Source organism: Lysinibacillus sp. NPDC097195, from assembly GCF_044762075.1.
Lineage (GTDB): Bacteria > Bacillota > Bacilli > Bacillales_A > Planococcaceae > Lysinibacillus.
The window spans coordinates 2,250,052-2,268,373 of the sequence record NZ_JBIWDP010000001.1 but is presented as its reverse complement, the minus strand read 5'-3'; the positions used below and the strand labels follow the sequence as shown (position 1 = coordinate 2,268,373).

Annotated in this window: 21 protein-coding genes; all 21 read left to right on the top strand. The window is 38.1% G+C overall.

Going from position 1 to position 18,322, the window contains the following annotated elements; all coding sequences use genetic code 11:
- Window positions 1–126 precede the first annotated feature (126 nt).
- The 21 genes from xerC to fliY all read left to right on the top strand — a co-directional run bounded on the left by xerC (window position 127) and on the right by fliY (window position 18,307).
- Entirely contained in the window at window positions 127–1,026 is a 900-nt protein-coding gene (xerC, locus tag ACIQXI_RS11770; protein ID WP_402924837.1) for a tyrosine recombinase XerC, read from the top strand.
- Window positions 1,027–1,048: 22 nt separating this feature from the next.
- Window positions 1,049–1,594 carry an ATP-dependent protease subunit HslV gene (gene hslV / locus ACIQXI_RS11765; RefSeq protein ID WP_069510144.1) on the top strand — a complete coding sequence of 182 codons (546 nt, stop codon included), beginning with the start codon at window positions 1,049–1,051 and terminating at the stop codon, window positions 1,592–1,594.
- The gene (gene hslU, locus ACIQXI_RS11760; protein WP_402924834.1) at window positions 1,594–2,994 is read left to right on the top strand and encodes an ATP-dependent protease ATPase subunit HslU; all 1,401 of its coding nucleotides are present in this window, start codon (window positions 1,594–1,596) and stop codon (window positions 2,992–2,994) included. Before hslV ends, hslU begins: the two co-directional genes overlap by 1 nt.
- Before the next feature lie 86 nt (window positions 2,995–3,080).
- Window positions 3,081–3,860 carry a GTP-sensing pleiotropic transcriptional regulator CodY gene (codY, locus tag ACIQXI_RS11755; RefSeq protein WP_024362040.1) on the top strand — a complete coding sequence of 260 codons (780 nt, stop codon included), beginning with the start codon at window positions 3,081–3,083 and terminating at the stop codon, window positions 3,858–3,860.
- Window positions 3,861–4,746: 886 nt separating this feature from the next.
- Entirely contained in the window at window positions 4,747–5,139 is a 393-nt protein-coding gene (gene flgB, locus ACIQXI_RS11750) for a flagellar basal body rod protein FlgB (RefSeq protein ID WP_402924831.1), read from the top strand.
- A 3-nt stretch (window positions 5,140–5,142) separates the two neighbouring features.
- A complete protein-coding gene (gene flgC / locus ACIQXI_RS11745) occupies window positions 5,143–5,604 on the top strand; it encodes a flagellar basal body rod protein FlgC (RefSeq protein ID WP_402924828.1) in 462 nt (153 codons plus the stop codon).
- Window positions 5,605–5,627: 23 nt separating this feature from the next.
- A complete protein-coding gene (fliE, locus tag ACIQXI_RS11740) occupies window positions 5,628–5,933 on the top strand; it encodes a flagellar hook-basal body complex protein FliE (RefSeq protein WP_402924826.1) in 306 nt (101 codons plus the stop codon).
- A 150-nt stretch (window positions 5,934–6,083) separates the two neighbouring features.
- A complete protein-coding gene (gene fliF, locus ACIQXI_RS11735) occupies window positions 6,084–7,676 on the top strand; it encodes a flagellar basal-body MS-ring/collar protein FliF (protein WP_402924824.1) in 1,593 nt (530 codons plus the stop codon).
- 15 nt (window positions 7,677–7,691) lie between these two features.
- Window positions 7,692–8,705, top strand: coding sequence for a flagellar motor switch protein FliG (fliG, locus tag ACIQXI_RS11730; RefSeq protein WP_402924822.1), 1,014 nt, complete (start codon window positions 7,692–7,694; stop codon window positions 8,703–8,705).
- A complete protein-coding gene (gene fliH / locus ACIQXI_RS11725; protein WP_402924820.1) occupies window positions 8,698–9,483 on the top strand; it encodes a flagellar assembly protein FliH in 786 nt (261 codons plus the stop codon). Before fliG ends, fliH begins: the two co-directional genes overlap by 8 nt.
- Window positions 9,484–9,488: 5 nt before the next feature.
- Window positions 9,489–10,814, top strand: coding sequence for a flagellar protein export ATPase FliI (fliI, locus tag ACIQXI_RS11720; protein WP_402924817.1), 1,326 nt, complete (start codon window positions 9,489–9,491; stop codon window positions 10,812–10,814).
- A 1-nt stretch (window position 10,815) separates the two neighbouring features.
- The gene (gene fliJ / locus ACIQXI_RS11715) at window positions 10,816–11,265 is read left to right on the top strand and encodes a flagellar export protein FliJ (protein WP_402924815.1); all 450 of its coding nucleotides are present in this window, start codon (window positions 10,816–10,818) and stop codon (window positions 11,263–11,265) included.
- 4 nt (window positions 11,266–11,269) lie between these two features.
- Entirely contained in the window at window positions 11,270–11,878 is a 609-nt protein-coding gene (locus tag ACIQXI_RS11710; protein WP_483869717.1) for a MotE family protein, read from the top strand.
- 28 nt (window positions 11,879–11,906) lie between these two features.
- Window positions 11,907–13,190, top strand: a complete 1,284-nt coding sequence (locus ACIQXI_RS11705; RefSeq protein WP_402924810.1) for a flagellar hook-length control protein FliK — start codon at window positions 11,907–11,909, stop codon at window positions 13,188–13,190.
- 3 nt (window positions 13,191–13,193) lie between these two features.
- On the top strand, window positions 13,194–13,862 hold the full coding sequence (flgD, locus tag ACIQXI_RS11700) for a flagellar hook assembly protein FlgD (protein WP_402924807.1): 669 nt from the start codon (window positions 13,194–13,196) through the stop codon (window positions 13,860–13,862).
- Between the two features lie 15 nt (window positions 13,863–13,877).
- On the top strand, window positions 13,878–14,246 hold the full coding sequence (locus tag ACIQXI_RS11695; protein ID WP_402924804.1) for a TIGR02530 family flagellar biosynthesis protein: 369 nt from the start codon (window positions 13,878–13,880) through the stop codon (window positions 14,244–14,246).
- Between the two features lie 90 nt (window positions 14,247–14,336).
- Complete coding sequence (locus ACIQXI_RS11690; RefSeq protein WP_402925753.1) at window positions 14,337–15,302, top strand: flagellar hook-basal body complex protein; 966 nt, start codon at window positions 14,337–14,339, stop codon at window positions 15,300–15,302.
- Between the two features lie 111 nt (window positions 15,303–15,413).
- Entirely contained in the window at window positions 15,414–15,635 is a 222-nt protein-coding gene (locus tag ACIQXI_RS11685) for a flagellar FlbD family protein (RefSeq protein ID WP_402924801.1), read from the top strand.
- A complete protein-coding gene (fliL, locus tag ACIQXI_RS11680) occupies window positions 15,625–16,053 on the top strand; it encodes a flagellar basal body-associated protein FliL (RefSeq protein ID WP_402924799.1) in 429 nt (142 codons plus the stop codon). The genes ACIQXI_RS11685 and fliL overlap by 11 nt, the downstream gene beginning before the upstream one ends.
- 33 nt (window positions 16,054–16,086) lie before the next feature.
- Complete coding sequence (gene fliM / locus ACIQXI_RS11675; protein WP_402924796.1) at window positions 16,087–17,082, top strand: flagellar motor switch protein FliM; 996 nt, start codon at window positions 16,087–16,089, stop codon at window positions 17,080–17,082.
- Window positions 17,075–18,307 (top strand): flagellar motor switch phosphatase FliY, encoded by a 1,233-nt coding sequence (fliY, locus tag ACIQXI_RS11670; protein ID WP_402924793.1) that lies wholly within the window; start codon window positions 17,075–17,077, stop codon window positions 18,305–18,307. The genes fliM and fliY overlap by 8 nt, the downstream gene beginning before the upstream one ends.
- Window positions 18,308–18,322: the final 15 nt, after the last annotated feature.

Sequence of the window (18,322 nt, the reverse complement as noted above, 5' to 3'; positions counted from 1 at the left end):
TGTATGTTTTTTAAGGATTACTAAACGACAATTTGCATTTAATGGCAATGATTGTTTTACCATTTGTATTTGTTGGTAATAGTAATGAGAGAAGGTTACGAATAATTTATTGGTGGTGAATCTTTCATGTTAGTTTCGTCCCAAGAAGCACTTGAACAGTTTATGCTTTACATCCAAGTTGAAAAAAACTTCTCTGTTCATACTGTGCGAGAATATGAATCAGACCTATTAGATTTTTTAGCGTTTTTACAGGCAGAAGGCGTTAATGATTTAAGTAGTGTTGAGTATATACATGCACGTCTATATGTAACGAAGTTGTACGAAGAAAAGAAAGCAAGAACGTCTGTATCAAGAAAAATTTCATCAATCCGCTCCTTTTTTCGCTTTTTAAATAAACAGCACGGCATGGATGATGGTGCTTTTCGATCGCTCTACCATCCGAAAAAAGAATCACGTTTACCAAGTTTTTTCTATGAGGAAGAATTGATGCAGCTTTTTAATGCGAATGTAGGAGATGATTTGAAATCGTTGCGTAATATGGCTATTTTAGAGTTACTATATGCAACGGGCATTCGTGTGAGCGAGCTGACATCCATTATGGTAGCGGATATCGATTTCCGTTACTCTATTGTTAGGGTAATGGGTAAAGGAAGAAAAGAACGCATTATACCATTTGGTCAATTTGCAAGTGTAGCAATACAGCACTACATAGAGCAGGCTCGTCCACGGTTGATGAAACAAACAAATCATCAGCAATTATTTGTCAACATGCGTGGTGGGGAACTTACGCCACGAGGGGTGCGTCATATTTTAAACGAAATGATTGATAACACCTCACTCCATACGAAAATATACCCACATATGCTTCGCCATACTTTTGCAACACATTTACTGAATCATGGCGCGGATTTACGGACGGTGCAAGAACTACTGGGCCACGCGCATTTAACTTCAACACAGGTTTATACGCATGTAACAAATGAGCATCTTCGTCAAACATATATGAATGCCCATCCGAGGGCATAATAGAGGCTAAGGAGGAAAGTAAATGGGACAAATCCATGCAACTACGATATTTGCGGTACATCATAATGGCGGGTGCGCTATGGCTGGTGATGGTCAAGTGACACTTGGTAATGCGGTTGTTATGAAAGGCACTGCCAAGAAGGTCAGACGTCTGTTTAATGGGCAGGTGCTAGCTGGCTTTGCAGGTTCTGTAGCCGATGCTTTTACACTTTTTGAAATGTTTGAAGCGAAATTAAACGAATATAATGGGAATTTACAGCGAGCTGCTGTAGAAGTGGCAAAACAATGGCGTGGAGATAAAATGCTACGTCAATTAGAGGCGATGTTACTAGTGATGGATAAAAGTACACTACTCCTTGTTTCTGGTACGGGAGAAGTTATAGAACCTGATGATGGCATTTTAGCGATTGGTTCTGGTGGGAATTATGCATTATCTGCAGGTCGTGCTCTAAAAAAATATGCAGGTGAGACAATGACTGCCCGTGAGATTGCGGAAGCAGCATTAGAAACTGCCGCTGAAATTTGTGTATTTACAAACCATAATATTATCGTGGAGGCACTTAACTAATGACACCACAAAACTTAACCCCAAGACAGATTACTGAGCATTTGGATCGTTTTATTGTAGGACAAAATGAGGCGAAAAGAGCTGTAGCGATCGCGCTACGAAATCGTTATCGTCGTTCGCTTTTAGCGGATGATATGAAGGCTGAAGTAATTCCAAAAAATATTTTAATGATTGGACCGACGGGAGTTGGGAAGACTGAAATTGCAAGGAGAATTGCAAAGCTAACGAGTGCACCATTCGTGAAGGTTGAAGCGACGAAATTTACAGAAGTGGGCTATGTTGGTCGTGATGTAGAGTCCATGGTACGCGATGTTGTGGAGGCTTCACATCGTCTTGTGAAGGAAGAAATGATGGAGTCTGTAAAGGAGCAAGCGGAAGAGTTGGCGAATGAAGCCATTGTAAAATTACTTGTCCCTTCTTTACGTAAAAAACAAGCTATGCAAAACCCGTTTGAAATGTTGTTTGGTGGCAAAGAACAACAAACACATGATGATACATCTTCTGAAGAGACGGAAGTACGCTCAAAACGTGCACAAATCGCAATCGATTTACGCAATGGCAAATTAGAAAATGAGTGGGTTACGGTTGAAGTAACGGAGCAAAGTCCTTCGATTTTTGATGCACTACAAGGTACGGGAATGGATATGTCTGCAAATAGTGGCATGCAAGATATGCTGTCGAGCTTAATGCCTAAAAAACAGAAAAAACGCAGAGTGCAAGTAAAAGATGCACGTCGTATTTTAACTATCGAGGAAGCGAATAAGCTAATCGACGCAGATGAGGTCTCACAAGAAGCAATTACTAGAGCAGAACAATCTGGTATTATTTTCATTGATGAAATCGATAAAATAGCGACCAAAGATACGAATTCTTCTGCCAGTGTTTCACGTGAAGGTGTGCAGCGCGACATTTTGCCGATTGTTGAAGGTTCTACTGTTACGACGAAGTATGGGGCTGTCAAAACAGACTACATGCTTTTTATAGCAGCAGGAGCTTTCCATATGTCAAAGCCATCAGATTTGATTCCAGAGTTACAAGGACGATTCCCAATCCGTGTAGAACTTGAAAAATTAACGAAGCAAGATTTTGTTCGCATTTTAAAAGAACCAGATCAATCCCTTATTTTGCAATATAAAGCGTTATTAGAAACAGAAGGTGTAGCAATCAATTTTGCAGAAGATGCAATTGAACGTATTGCGGAAATTGCTACAGAGGTTAACCAAGAAACAGATAATATCGGTGCACGTCGATTACACACAATTTTAGAACGCTTGTTAGAGGAATTATCATTTGAAGCGTCTGAAATTGCACCGGCGCAAATCGAAATTACAGCTGCGTATGTTGACCAAAAGCTGGCAGGTATTGTGAAAAACAAAGATTTGTCACAGTTTATTTTGTAGTCAAGGCATGATAGTACCATTCAATTGTAAAAAACTTTAGAATATTAAATAAATACGGTATCGATTATTTATAGGAGGAACATAAAATGAATTTATTAGAAAAAACACGTAAGATTAACTCGATGCTTCAAGCATCTGCAGGTAAACCGGTAAACTTTAAAGAAATGGCTGACACATTAGGTGACATTATTGATAGCAACGTTTATATTGTTAGTCGTAAAGGGAAGCTTTTAGGTATCTCTATTCACCAACAAATTGAAAATGAACGTATGAAAAAAATGTTCGAAGAGCGCCAATTCCCAGAAGAATATACACATAGCCTGTTTACAATTTCTGAAACATCATCAAATTTAGATATTAACAATGAACATACTGCATTCCCAGTAGAAAATAAAGATTTATTCCAAAGTGCTTTAACAACTATCGTACCAATCGTTGGTGGCGGTGAGCGTCTAGGTACATTAATTTTAGCTCGTTTATCAGCACAATTTGAGGATGATGATTTAATTTTAGCTGAGTATGGTGCGACAGTAGTAGGTATGGAAATTTTACGTGAAAAATCTGAAGAGATTGAAGAGGAAGCACGTAGCAAAGCTGTAGTTCAAATGGCGATTAACTCACTTTCATATAGTGAATTAGAAGCGATTGAACATATTTTTGAAGAGCTAGACGGAAACGAAGGTCTATTAGTTGCTTCAAAAATTGCAGACCGTGTAGGCATTACTCGTTCAGTAATCGTTAATGCATTACGTAAACTTGAATCAGCAGGTGTAATTGAATCACGCTCATTAGGTATGAAAGGGACTTATATTAAAGTGTTAAACGATAAGTTCTTAAATGCGCTTGCTGAAATTAAAATGAAATAATGAAATGAAGCTCCTTCAAAATGAAATTGAGGGAGCTTTTTTCTGTAGATTTGTTCGATAGCAATGCATAACCGTTTAGTTTTTATAAAGTAGAAATATGTAAAAGTAAACATTGAGCCCTTTGAATGGTATATGTGACATTTTTGTGAAGGTCAAATGTCTCATTTTTACAGAATACTAGGTGATAGGACTTGTCTTGTTTAAAAAATGATACATAATAACATAGTGTCGACAAAGACATCAAGAAGTTTATTCTTGATGTTTTTGTTTTTCAAAAGAAAGGTACGCGGCGCTCTTAGCTAACACGGGAAAAAATTTGAGCTACCAAGTTGTCGTAAAAATAATGTGGCTAAATGTAAGCTAACGCTGCTTTGAATGGTTGAACTGGCGCTCTATGCGTTAACAGAGGATTGAAACTAAAGTGGCGGAAGGCCGTCCACTTGGAGTGAAAAACATACATTTTGTAGGGATTATTCTTATCTAAGTCATATTTTGTCGATACGTAAATGCACTCCTTATTGCCCTTTTGGGAGTTATTTATATTACCACACCGAAAATAGTAAAAAGGTACTTTATTTAAATGAAAAAACACTATTTGGGATATAAATCCAATCCTTTGTAGTAATAAAAAGGGAGATATTTGATACTAATACAGTAAACACTGTCGAAATAGTGTAAAATGACTAGAAAAAAGGCGAAACGGCGCGAAATCTAGGGCGGCAAGGGATGCGGCATATTTGTCCTGGTTGATTTATCGAAAAAATAGGGCGTATATACTATTAAAAAATGACAAAAGACAATAGACACTACGTAGCATCTTAATTACAATTGTATTATTGGATAAAATAAGAAGTACATAGATTGAAATAAAATGAGGTGAATGGTTTTGAACTTATTTGGAGGAACTATTAGTAGCCTGGAAAACGGACTTTCCTATGCAACTTTGAATCATAAAACAATCGCAAATAACATTGCGAATGTCGATACACCGAATTATAAGGCGAAAAGTGTAAGTTTTAAGGATATGTTGGCGAATGAGAAACAAATTGCTATTTCAGCATATCGCACAGATAGTAGACATTATGATTTCGAAATTCAACAATCGACACCAGGTGTCAGTAATTTGACGAACTTGCGATATCGAAATAACGGAAATGCTGTAGATATGGATGCAGAACAAACGAAGCTTGCAGAAAATCAAATCTACTACAACGCTTTAATTGACCGTGTAAATGGTAAGTTAAATACACTCAATACAGTTATTAAAGGAGGTAAGTAATAAATGTCTATTTTCCATGGAATGAATACTACTGCCTCTGCATTAACGGCACAGCGTTTACGCATGGATGTTATTTCATCAAATATGGCAAACGTAGATACAACGCGTGCAAAACAAGTCAATGGGGAATGGGAGCCTTACCGACGGAAGTCAGTTACTCTTTCTGCGCAAGAAGGACGATTTTCGAACTTCTTAAATGTGGCGATCGGTAAAAATGCAAAAGCCGGCGTTGGAAACGGGGTAAAAGTGACGCAAATTAAGGAAGACACGGAAACACCTTTCAAATTAGTGTATGATCCAACAAATCCTGATGCAAATGCAGATGGCTATGTCAACATGCCAAATGTTGACCCCTTAAAGGAAATGGTAGATTTAATGTCTGCTACACGTTCTTACGAGGCAAACATAACTGTTTTAAATGCGAATAAGTCGATGCTGACAAAAGCATTAGAAATTGGTAAATAACAGGAAGGAAGGATGGATACATAATGGCGATTTCGTCCGTTTCACTAATGACACCGACTCAGGTTGTAAATGAAACAAATAAACTGAATACGACACCCTACGAAGCGCAACAGAGCTTTGCGAATTCGTTAAAAGAAGCAATAGCGAAAGTGAATGATCAGCAAATCACTTCTGATAATCTTACACAAAAGCTAATAACTGGTGAAGATGTGGAGTTGCACGACGTAATGATAGCATCTCAAAAGGCGAGCATTACATTAAATGCAACAATTGAAGTTCGCAATAAGGTGATTGAAGCTTACCAAGAAATAATGCGAATGAGTGTCTAATTGATTGGATTGGTGACAAAAGACACCAATCCAAATTAATTGGGCTTCCTATGGTATTCAAGATTAACTACAGTCTTGGCTGCCATGGGATTCCACTGTTATCGCGAATTATTGATTGCTAGGTTATTCACTATAACCGGAGGATTCGTAATGAATGAACGATTGACAAAAATAAAAAACGACACCAGCCAATTTTGGACAAGTCGAAGTAAAACACAAAAAATAGTGATGATAAGTTCAGTAGTTGGTGTAATCGCACTTGCCGCTGTCATTACATTTTTTGCTACAAAAACTACATATGTTCCGCTTTATAAAGATTTATCAACAAGTGAAATCGGTCAAGTGAAAGAAGCTTTGGATTCCAAAGCTGTAAAATATGAGATTGCTCCAGGCGGGACGTCCATATTAGTGCCACAAGAACAGGTCGATTCGTTATTGGTACAACTTGCATCAGAAGGCTATCCTCAAACTGGCACAATCGATTACTCATTTGCCAATAGCTCTGGCTTCGGTATGACAGATAATGAATTTAATTTATTAAAGAAAGCCGCTACCGAAACAGAGATTGCTAAGTTAATCAAAAATCTTGAAGGCGTGAAAGATGCAAAAGTAATGATTACCCTTCCTGAAGAGGGCGTTTTCATTAAAGATGTTAAAGAAGATGCGACTGCATCCATTGTATTAAATACAGATCCAGGTTATAAGTTTACAGAACAACAAATTGCAACAATGTACAACTTAGTGGCAAAAAGTATTCCAAATTTAAAAACAGAAAATATTGTGATCTCGAACCAATACTCAGATTACTTTGATTTAAATGCTGCAACGACTGATGGTACATCGACAGCGACAGCTGAAGGTCAATTACAAATGAAGAAATTGGTAGAACGTGACTTGCAACGTCAAGTGCAAACGATGCTAGGAACGCTGATGGGACAAGATAAAGTCATTGTTTCTGTTACAACAGACATCGACTTCAAAAAGGAAAACCGTGAAGAAAACTTAGTAACACCAGTTGACGAAGAGAATATGGAAGGTATTGCGATTAGTGCCCAACGTATTACTGAACAATATTCTGGAAATGGTAACGCAGCAGTAGGTACACCTGAAGCTGAAACAACAACAGATAATTTTACTACTTACAATGAAGGTACATCAGGAGACGGAGATTACGAGCGTACAGAAGAAACAATCAATAATGACGTCAACCGTATCCGTAAAGATATACAAGAAGCGCCTTATAAAATCCAAGATATTGGCATTCAAGTAATTGTTGAGCCGCCGACAGCTACAGATGCAGCATCGCTACCAGATGGTGTACAACAAGATATTGAGAAAATATTAAGTACCATTGTTCGTACAACTATTTCAAAAGATGTAGCAGCGGAACTTACACAAGAACAAATTGATGAAAAAGTGGCTATTTCAGTCCAACAGTTAAATGGTAAGGTGGCAGATACTGCTGCTGAGACACCTGTTATCCCGTGGTGGGTTTGGGTAGTCGGAGGCATTTTACTAGCTGTTATTCTATTACTAGCATTCTTCATTATCCGCTCACGTAAACGTGCGAAAGAAGAAGAAGAGCTTAGTATCCTAGAAGAACAAGAAGAATTGATAATTGATGATATTAATGAAGAAATTGAAACGGAAGCTACAATGCGTCGTAAGCAACTTGAAAAAATGGCAAAAGAAAAGCCAGACGATTTTGCGAAGTTACTGCGTAGTTGGATTGCGGAAGACTAACTAGGAGGTTCTGCTGTGTCCAAGAAAGATAAGGAATTAAGCGGAAAACAAAAGGCCGCACTCTTGTTAATTTCACTAGGGCCTGAGGTTTCAGCTTCTGTCTATAAACATTTAACTGAGGAAGAAATCGAACGTTTAACGTTAGAAATTTCAAGTGTTAAAAAAGTAGAAGCAAACGTGAAAGAAGAAATTATTGAAGAATTCCACAATATTGCACTTGCGCAAGATTATATTACACAAGGTGGTATTGGTTACGCGAAGACGGTATTGGAGAAAGCATTAGGTATGGAGCAAGCCCAAACAATTATTAATCGTTTGACTTCCTCATTACAAGTGCGTCCATTCGACTTTGCTCGTAGAGCAGATCCTGCACAAATATTTAACTTTATTCAAAATGAACATCCCCAAACAATTGCCCTTATTCTATCGTATTTAGAAGCTGGGCAAGCGGGTGTTATTTTATCTTCATTACCGCAAGAAGTACAAGCAGATATTGCGAAACGTATCGCAATGATGGAATCCACATCACCAGAAGTAATTAGTGAAATTGAGTCGGTATTAGAACGTAAACTATCTTCGACGGTTACACAGGATTACACTGAAACTGGTGGTATTGATGCGGTCGTAGAAGTATTAAATGGTGTTGATCGACAAACAGAAAAAACGATTCTCGATGCGCTCGAAATTCAAGATCCAGAGCTTGCAGAAGAAATCAAAAAACGCATGTTTGTATTTGAAGATATCGTGACGCTTGACAATCGTTCAATTCAACGCGTTATTCGTGATTGTGAAAACGAAGATTTACTACTTTCAATGAAAGTTTCAAGCGAAGAAGTAAAGGATATTATTTTCCGCAATATGTCACAACGAATGGCCGATACTTTCAAAGAAGAAATGGAAATTATGGGACCTGTGCGTTTGCGTGACGTAGAAGAAGCACAATCACGAATTGTTGCTGTTATTCGCCGCTTAGAAGATGCTGGTGAGATTATTATTGCACGTGGTGGAGGAGATGACGTCATTGTCTAGAATCATCCGTTCTGTCTATGCACAGCCCAATGGCGATAATGTTAAGAAGATTCAAATTCGTGATATGTTTGATATACCCGAAATGGGAACTGATGAAACATCTCCAAATCATATGACAATGGAAGAGGTATTTGCAGAGCGTGACCGTTTACTTGCAGAGGCTCGAGCTATGATTCAAGAAGAACGGGAAGCTTTTGAGCAAGAGAAGCAAATGCATTTCCAAGAGATTGAGCATATGAAGCAAAATTGGGAAGAAGAACGCCCGAATCGTGTACAAGAAGCGTATGATGAAGGCTATGGTCAAGGCTATGAGGATGGTACAAACAGAGCAGCTGAAGCGATGGCACAATCCCTTCAAACAGCGAATGATATTATCGCTCAAGCTGGGGAAAATGCAAAGAAATATATCGATGACCAAGAAGCAATTATTTTAGAGCTAGGTTTAACAGCTGCGGAACGAATCATAGGGGCTTCGTTAGAGCACAACGATGAACTGTTTTTATCCATTGTGCACAGAGGGCTTAAAGAGGCGAGAGAAATGAAAGAAATAAAAATCTACGTTTCTCCTTCATACTATGGTTTAATTACAGCGAATCGTGATGAATTGGCAGAAATGTTCCCAACAGACGTACCATTCATGATTTTTGTTAATGAAGATTTCGAAAATGACACAGATTGTTATATCGAAACGAATCACGGTCGGATTGTTGTGAGTATTGACGAGCAATTAAATGAATTGCGATTAAAGCTACATGAAATATTAGAAAGTAAGGAATGATCTAGATGAAAACGGCTCAATTAATCGAACAAATTCCTAATATACCTACTTTTAAAAAGTTTGGTAGAGTAACGAGAGTTGTCGGCTTGATGATTGAGTCGCAAGGTCCTGATAGTTCCATAGGTGATGTCTGTAAAATTCATGTTGAAACGTCGAAAAATGGACATCAAATCATTTTAGCAGAGGTCGTGGGCTTTAAAGATGAAATTGTTGTCTTAATGCCCTTTACCTCGCTGCGTGAAATATCGATTGGATGCTTAGTGGAAGGTACGGGGGCACCTCTTGAAATCAAAGTAGGACCAGAACTAATTGGTAAAGTGTTAGATTCAATGGGAAATCCGATTGATGGTACATTGTTACCGAAGGGCTTAATGTCAGTACCAACTGAACAAGACCCGCCTAATCCACTAACTCGTCCACCGATAAATGAAAGACTTGAGGTTGGTGTAAAGGCAATTGACGGTATGCTAACGGTCGGCAATGGACAACGTGTAGGTATTTTTGCCGGCTCTGGGGTTGGTAAAAGTACGTTACTCGGTATGATTGCGCGCAATACACAAGCGGATTTAAATGTTATTGCATTGGTTGGAGAACGTGGTCGTGAGGTACGTGAGTTTATTGAACGAGACTTAGGCCCTGAAGGTCTAAGCCGATCGATTGTTGTGGCGGCTACTTCCGATCAACCTGCACTGATGCGAATTAAAGGTGCATTTACCGCCACTGCGATTGCAGAATACTTTAGGAATCGTGGCATGAATGTAATGTTAATGATGGACTCTGTAACGCGGGTAGCGATGGCACAGCGTGAAATCGGACTTGCAACAGGGGAACCACCTGCTCAGAAGGGTTATACACCTTCTGTCTTTGCAATTTTACCGAAGTTATTAGAACGCACTGGGACGAATGAAAAAGGCTCTATCACGGCGTTTTATACGGTATTAGTAGACGGAGACGATATGAATGAACCGATTGCTGATACAGTTCGAGGTATTTTAGATGGTCATATAGTTCTTGATCGTAACCTAGCCAATAAAGGGCAATATCCGGCTATCAATGTACTGAAAAGCGTTAGTCGTTTGATGAATCATGTTGCAGAACCAGAGCATAAAAAGGCTGCAGAGCGCTTAAGAGAGCTCTATTATACATATGACAAATCAGAGGATTTAATTAATATCGGTGCATATAAGCGTGGAACATCAAAAGAGATAGATGAAGCGATTTATTATGAACCGCTTATTACGGCTTATTTAAAACAAGGGTATTTAGATAAGGTGACACTTGAGGAAAGTAAAAATGAGTTAATTACATTATCGAACGGTGGTGGCAGATAGGATGGTCAGTTACATATATCGTTTTGAAAAAGTATTAACTATTCGAGAGCAAGAAAAGAATGAAACCGAAATTGCTTATAAAGAGTCTGTTCGTTCATTTGAAGAGGTTGCCACAAAGCTATATGATTTGCTGAAAAAGAAAGAGGATTTAATAGAATTTCAGCAGGATCGCTTAGCTGTGGGATCATCAATAGAAGAAATTCATCACTATGCTCGTTTTATTGATAGCCTCGAAAAAACGATTGCTGATGTACAACAAAAGGTTATACAAGCACGTTCGAAGATGAATTGGCACGAAGAAAAACTATTAGAAAAAAACTTGGAAGTACGTAAATTTGAAAAAATGCGGGAAAAAGATTTTAAATCTTTCCAACAAGAACAAGATCGCATTGAGAGCATATTTTTAGATGAAATTTCTTCACTTACGTATTTCAAGAAAGAAATCAGGTGATTTCATGGTAAAAAAAGATAATCGTATTAAAACTGAATTAGAAGAACAACAGCCAAAGCGTAAATCAGGAGGTTTCCAAAAGTTTTTTATCTGGATATTAATACCTGTTATGTTCGTGGTAGCGGTGCTACTTGTTGTAGCAACGTTAATGGATACGAACGTCTTTGATTTAGGAAAAAAGGCAGTAAGCAGCTTACCTTTTGTGGAATCCGATGAACAACAAGCAAAAGATGCGCTAGTAATTGATGATTCCAAGGTTGTTGGCTTAAAGGCAGAAATACAAGAAAAAGAAGCTGAAATTGCACAATTGCAAAGCAAACTGGATGCAACGACAACTGAAAAAGAAAAATTATTGACAGAGCAAGAACGATTACAATTTGAAATCGAAAAATTACAACGAGAGCAAGATGATGTGAAGCGTGATTTTAATGATATTTTAACAACCTTTGATAAGATGTCACCTAAAGCCGCAGCTCCTGTCCTTATAAAGATGAGTGATGCACAAGCACTTCGCATTTTATCGAGCTTAAAACCCGATAAATTAGCTGCCATTTTAGAAAAGATGGAACCGCAAGATGCGGCAAAGTATACAGAAATGATGGCTAAACAATAAGAAATATATATGAAAAGGAGGTGAAAACATGAATATTGCGATGATGAAAATGACTACTTTAAATGCTACGAAGTCCAGTTCGGCTACTTCTAAGGCTAGTAATACTGAGATAACAACAAATGCTGGATCATCAAAAGATAAAATATCAAAATTTGGTTCAGTATTTGACAAGGCTGTAGCAACTACAAATCAGCAAAATAAAACATCCCAGACTACTAATTCTCAAGACAACGATCAATTGGTTGAAGTTGATGAATTATTAAATACTAAATCTATTGATGAATTACTAGATTTACTAGAAATTCCACATGATGAAGGCTTGTTAATGCTTCAAGTGGGGGAAGATGGTAAAGCAGTAGCAATGGATGAAATGTTGAATTTAGATAATTTAATGGCTGCATTGAATATTGATGAAGAGCAATTACAAAAATTAGTGCAACAATTATTAGATGAAGATCAACAAGCGAGCGACGTCTGGGAACTACTAGCTTTAGTAGATGTGCAGGCACCATTGTTGCAAACGCAGTTAGTAGCTGCATTGCAAGGGGAAGGACAAGTAACGTCAGAAGATGCTACGAAACTCCTGCAAGCATTAAAACTGGTGCAATTAGTTGGCCAAAAATCGGATTTAACGATGTCTCAAGAAAATGCGCTATCAAATGTTAATAATTTTTTAACAGCATTGCAAACACAGATTGAAACGATTCAAACGGCACAACAAGTTACGACAAAAACAACTGTCACACTACCATTACAAGGCTTCCAGCAAGTTGTACAGCAGGTACAAGTGACAAAACAAACAGATACAAGTGCAAATGAAATGGTGACGGCGAATACAGTCCAAACAAAAGCTGATACATTCCAAGTAACGTTACCAGCAGCTAAGCCAGCGCAATCGGAAGCATTACTGAAAGAAATGCAGGCCATTATTAATAAGGCACAAATTTCAAATGCCCAAGGAATTACCCGGTTAACGTTAAAATTGTATCCTGAAAATTTAGGTACCATTCGAATTGAACTTGTGCAAAATGATGGAGTCATAACAGCACGATTGCTTGCTTCTACTGCGCATGGGCGTGACTTATTAGACAGTCAAGCACATCAATTAAAACAAGCCTTTGTTCAACAAAATATCCAAGTTGATCGACTTGATATTGCGCAGTCATTACAAGATGCTGACCGACAACAACGAGATCAAAACTTCTTTAGTAACTTCTTCAGGCAACAACAGCAAGAAGAGCAAGAGCAGGCAACAGAGGATAGTGAAGAAAGCATGTCCTTTACAGATTACTTAGAAAATGAAGGGGTGTAAGCGATGGCGGATTCAAAAATTTCAACTGATCTTTATTATACAAACTATAATCCACCAACAAAGCAAACGGGTAATAGTGAGCTTGGTAAAGATGCATTCTTAAAGTTATTGATTACACAATTACAAAATCAAGATCCAACAAACCCTATGGATGACCGTGATTTCATTGCACAAATGGCACAATTCTCATCTTTAGAGCAAATGCAAAATATGACAAAGGCAGTTGAGTCATTATTAATGTCTCAACAACAAACACAGCTGATGAACTATACAACATTTGTTGGTAAAGAAGTGAAATGGCATGAAATTACAGACGAAGTAGATAAAGATAATAAGCCAGTTGTAAACGAAGGAACGGGTGTTATTGAATCTTTAAAGTTTGTTGATGGTGAAGCAGTGTTTATATTAGCAGATGGTAAAGAAATTAACCCTGGTAATATTTCAGCGATTTTAGGTAATAAAGGCACGAGCACGGGTGACAGTTCTACAACTACAGAATCACCACTAGTACAAGCGAGTAAGCTCATTGGCAAAAATGTTACGTACAATGACGGTGAACAAGATGTACAAGGTCGTGTTGTCTCTGTATCCAATAAAGATGGTGTAATTTATTACGAATTAGAAAATGGCAAAAAATTAGCAGGAAAAGAATTTACAGTAATTAGCGAATAAAGGTGGTGGAGAAGGGTGGATAAATTTTCAATTCATCGTGTTCCATTGTATCCAACTATTCGCCAAAAGCAGCCTACGCCTACCAATTCACAGCAATCGTTTAGTGCGCATTTACAAGAGGCAACGAAACAGGAGCTGAAAGTAAGTAAGCATGCACATGAACGCATTAAAGAGCGTAATATTGCAATTACTGAACAGGAATGGCAAGTTGTATCTGACAAAGTATTTGAGGCGCATTCAAAAGGTGTCAAACAACCATTAGTCTTGATGGATCAAGCAGCTTTAATCGTCAGTGCTAAAAATGCTACTGTCATTACAGCAATGGATCGCACGGAAGCAAAACAACAACTGTTTACAAATATTGATGGCACAATTGTGCTCTAAGGCTGGACCTTCTTATAGTAAGGAAGCCTATGTGTGCTGACTGATAGAGGCACACCATTCAATTCAAAAATGAAGGGAGAACGACAACTTATGTTACGTTCTATGTATTCAGGTATTTCAGGTCTTAAAAACTTCCAAACAAAGCTAGATGTTATTGGTAATAACATTGCAAATGTCAACACGTATGGATTTAAAAAAGGACGCGTAGTATTTAAAGATTTAGTATCTCAAATGCAAACAGGTGCATCTGCACCTTCGCAAACGCGCGGTGGTGTAAATGCAATGCAGGTTGGCTTAGGATCACAGCTTGCGGCAATTGACACAGTACATGGTTCTGGATCATTACAAAACACTGCACGTGTATTAGACTTAGGCATTTCAGGCGATGGCTTCTTCATGGTAGGTGATTCCAATGGCGCACCGGATGATACAGGTGTTATTGATGAAGATGGATACAGAAATATTTTGTACACGCGCGCTGGGAATTTCTATATGGACAAAAACGGATATTTAGTGAATGCTGATGGTAAATATCTTGTTGGTCATGCAAGTGATTCTTTATCTATCTCTGCTGATGGCGATACAATTGATGGCACTGAAGCTGAGCAGCAAAAACAAGATAACGGTCTTGCTGATATCGAAGGAAATATCGCGGAAGATATGGACTTTTCAGCGGATATTAAACCAATTAAAATCCCGACAACTGCACAATCAATGTCAATTGGAAAAGATGGTACAGTAGAGTATGTGGACTACAAAGGCGACCGTCAATATGCAGGTCAAATAATTTTAGTTAAATTCCCGAATGCTGGCGGTCTGCAAAAACAAGGAGCTAACTATTATCAAGCTACAGCTAACTCTGGAGACCCATATGCTCAAGTAGCAACAGTTGGCGGTATTGGTTCTGTAGAATCTGGATTCCTTGAAATGTCTAACGTAGACTTATCGGAAGAGTTTACAGAGATGATCGTTGCGCAACGTGGTTTCCAAGCAAATACACGTATTATTACGACATCAGATGAAGTTTTACAAGAATTAGTAAACTTAAAACGATAGTCTAACAATGCGCTACGACTAGCGCTAAGAGCAGTAATTTGAGCTTTACAACATAATTTTCAATATGAGGGAGGGTCGGGCCGGCTCTCATGCCAGACCGGCCCTAATTCAATGATTGAACTAACACGACTAAATGGCAAAGCATTTACACTGAATGCTTTATACATAGAAACAGTCGAATCTTTCCCAGATACGACGATTACTTTAACAACAGGAACAAAAATGATTGTGTTACAGAGTGAACATGAGGTGCGACAAAAGGTAACTGCCTTTTATAACAATATACAAGTACTATCAAACCCGCATCTACGAGGTGAAGAAGATGAAGAATAATAAAGTGTTAACGATGATTATCATCGTACTAGTGGCGATTATACTTATTGGCGTTATTGCGTTTGTATTATTTACTCAATTCAATAAGCCTGCAGCATCGCTTGAACCATCAATAGACGAAATTGTAGAAGCCTCTGTTGACGTTCCTGAGATTATGACAAACCTAGCTGATAAAAGGATAGTGCGCATGACGCTAAAAATCCAAACTTCAAGCAAGGACGCTGCTGAAGAATTAAAGAAGCGTGATTTCCAAACGAATAATTTAATTATTCAAGAGCTATCAGAAATGGAACAAAAAGATTTGGATGGCAAAGCAGGAAAAATAATGTTTGAAAAGGCAATAAAAACACAGTTAAATGAATTGATGCAAGAGGGAGAAATTAAACAAGTATATATTACCTCCTACATCTTTCAATAAAAATTAGAAACTGCTTGAAATGGAGGTGGGCAAATGGCAGGAGATGTGTTATCCCAATCGGAGATAGATGCGTTACTTTCCGCAATCTCTACCGGAGAAATGTCAGCGGATGACATTAAAAAAGAGGATGAGGTGCGAAAGGTTAAAGTTTATGACTTTAAGCGAGCGTTACGCTTCTCTAAAGATCAAATCCGAAGTTTGACCCGAATACATGAGAATTTTGCACGACTACTGACAACCTTCTTTTCTGCACAGTTAAGAAGCTATGTACAAATTACTGTAGCATCAGTAGACCAAATACCCTTTGAAGAGTTTGTTCGATCAATTCCGAATATGACGCTTATAAATGTGTTTGAAGTGCCACCACTTGATGGTAATATATTGATGGAAATAAATCCGAACATTGCCTATTCAATGTTGGATCGTTTAATGGGCGGTAGTGGAGCAAGTCATAGTAATGTTGATAACTTAACAGAAATCGAAACAAAAATTATGACAAACCTCTTCGAACGTTCATTCGATAATTTACGTGAAGCATGGGAAAATATTGCGGAAATTGACCCGATTCTAGTAGAGCTTGAGGTCAATCCTCAGTTTTTACAAATGATTTCACCAAATGAAACGGTTGTTGTTATTTCGTTGAATACGATTATTGGTGAGACAAGCGGCATGATTAATATTTGTATTCCACATGTTGTCTTAGAACCAATTGTACCGAATCTATCTGTCCGCTATTGGATGCAGACAAATACAAAAGAAATGTCACCTGAGCAAACAAAAATGCTTGAAACACGTGTGAAACAGGCTCAATTACCTCTTTCAGTAGAGCTAGGTATTAGCGATATCACCATTGAAGACTTCCTGATGATGCAAATCGGGGATGTTATTCAATTAGATCAAAAAATTGATGATCCACTGCTGTTGAAAGTAGGTACCTTACCTAAATTCACAGTACAACCCGGGAAACAGGGTAAAAAATTAGCAATCCAGATTATCGACCCTTTGAAAGGAGGAGACGAAGATGAGTGATGAAATGCTCTCCCAAGAAGAAATTGAAGCGTTATTAAGGGGCGAAACGTTGGACGATAGAATGAACGACAGCGAAGCTTCTACAAAAGAGGACATAAATGAAATACGAGTAGAGGATTACCTTGATTCGTTTGCTCAAGATGCACTCGGTGAAGTAGGAAATATATCATTTGGCAGTTCAGCTACAGCTCTTTCAGCGTTATTAGGTCAGAAAGTAGATATTACGACTCCAAGTATTTCAATGATTAACCGCAATAAATTAGAAGAGGAATTTCCTCATCCATATGTAGCGGTGCAAGTTGAATATACGATTGGGTTAACAGGTATGAACTTACTTGTTATTAAACAATCGGATGCAGCAATTATTGCTGATTTAATGTTAGGTGGGGACGGTTTAAACCCTAAACCAGACTTAGGTGAAATTCAACTCAGCGCAGTCCAAGAAGCGATGAATCAAATGATGGGCTCTGCGGCAACATCGATGTCGACAGTATTTAACAAAAAGGTAGATATTTCGCCACCGACAATCGATTTAATGAATATTTCTCAAGATGAAGGACGAGACAATATTCCAGAAGATGATCTACTAGTAAAAGTTTCGTTCCGTCTTCGAATTGGTAACTTGATTGATTCAAACTTAATGCAATTATTGCCGCTTAAATTTAGTCAAAATATTGTCAAGTCTCTACTAGGAGAAACAGAAGCGATTGAAGAGCCAGTTGCAGCGACAATTGCACCAGAAGCACCTATCGCACCGCCGCCTGTTCAACATACACCGCCACCAGTTCAGCAACCGGTATATCAGCAACCAGCTGCGCCAGTGCAACAGCCGATGTATCAAGAACAACAGCCAATGTATCAAGAGCAACAACAAAATCATATGCAGCAAAGACCTGTACAGCCTGTAAATGTTCAACAGGCACAGTTTGCTAGCTTTGATCCAAATGTAATCTCTCAATCTGAGGCTAGAAATTTAAATATGCTACTTGATATTCCATTGCAAGTTACTGTAGAGTTAGGACGTACGAAACGTTCTGTTAAAGAGATTTTAGAACTAGCTAGTGGATCGATTATTGAATTAGATAAATTAGCAGGGGAACCGGTTGATATTCTAGTAAATAGTCGTTTAATTGCAAAAGGCGAAGTAGTTGTTATTGATGAAAACTTCGGCGTACGCATTACAGATGTTTTAAGTCAAGCAGAGCGTTTAAATAATTTAAGATAGTTTCAATTGGAGGAG

Bases quoted from the DNA above. Each gene is read 5' to 3' on its own strand.
- xerC (WP_402924837.1), top strand. From the start codon at position 127: ATGTTAGTTTCGTCCCAAGAAGCACTTGAACAGTTTATGCTTTACATC.
- hslV (WP_069510144.1), top strand. From the start codon at position 1,049: ATGGGACAAATCCATGCAACTACGATATTTGCGGTACATCATAATGGC.
- hslU (WP_402924834.1), top strand. From the start codon at position 1,594: ATGACACCACAAAACTTAACCCCAAGACAGATTACTGAGCATTTGGAT.
- codY (WP_024362040.1), top strand. From the start codon at position 3,081: ATGAATTTATTAGAAAAAACACGTAAGATTAACTCGATGCTTCAAGCA.
- flgC (WP_402924828.1), top strand. From the start codon at position 5,143: ATGTCTATTTTCCATGGAATGAATACTACTGCCTCTGCATTAACGGCA.
- fliE (WP_402924826.1), top strand. From the start codon at position 5,628: ATGGCGATTTCGTCCGTTTCACTAATGACACCGACTCAGGTTGTAAAT.
- fliF (WP_402924824.1), top strand. From the start codon at position 6,084: ATGAATGAACGATTGACAAAAATAAAAAACGACACCAGCCAATTTTGG.
- fliI (WP_402924817.1), top strand. From the start codon at position 9,489: ATGAAAACGGCTCAATTAATCGAACAAATTCCTAATATACCTACTTTT.
- fliJ (WP_402924815.1), top strand. From the start codon at position 10,816: ATGGTCAGTTACATATATCGTTTTGAAAAAGTATTAACTATTCGAGAG.
- ACIQXI_RS11710 (WP_483869717.1), top strand. From the start codon at position 11,270: ATGGTAAAAAAAGATAATCGTATTAAAACTGAATTAGAAGAACAACAG.
- ACIQXI_RS11705 (WP_402924810.1), top strand. From the start codon at position 11,907: ATGAATATTGCGATGATGAAAATGACTACTTTAAATGCTACGAAGTCC.
- flgD (WP_402924807.1), top strand. From the start codon at position 13,194: ATGGCGGATTCAAAAATTTCAACTGATCTTTATTATACAAACTATAAT.
- ACIQXI_RS11690 (WP_402925753.1), top strand. From the start codon at position 14,337: ATGTTACGTTCTATGTATTCAGGTATTTCAGGTCTTAAAAACTTCCAA.
- ACIQXI_RS11685 (WP_402924801.1), top strand. From the start codon at position 15,414: ATGATTGAACTAACACGACTAAATGGCAAAGCATTTACACTGAATGCT.
- fliL (WP_402924799.1), top strand. From the start codon at position 15,625: ATGAAGAATAATAAAGTGTTAACGATGATTATCATCGTACTAGTGGCG.
- fliM (WP_402924796.1), top strand. From the start codon at position 16,087: ATGGCAGGAGATGTGTTATCCCAATCGGAGATAGATGCGTTACTTTCC.
- fliY (WP_402924793.1), top strand. From the start codon at position 17,075: ATGAGTGATGAAATGCTCTCCCAAGAAGAAATTGAAGCGTTATTAAGG.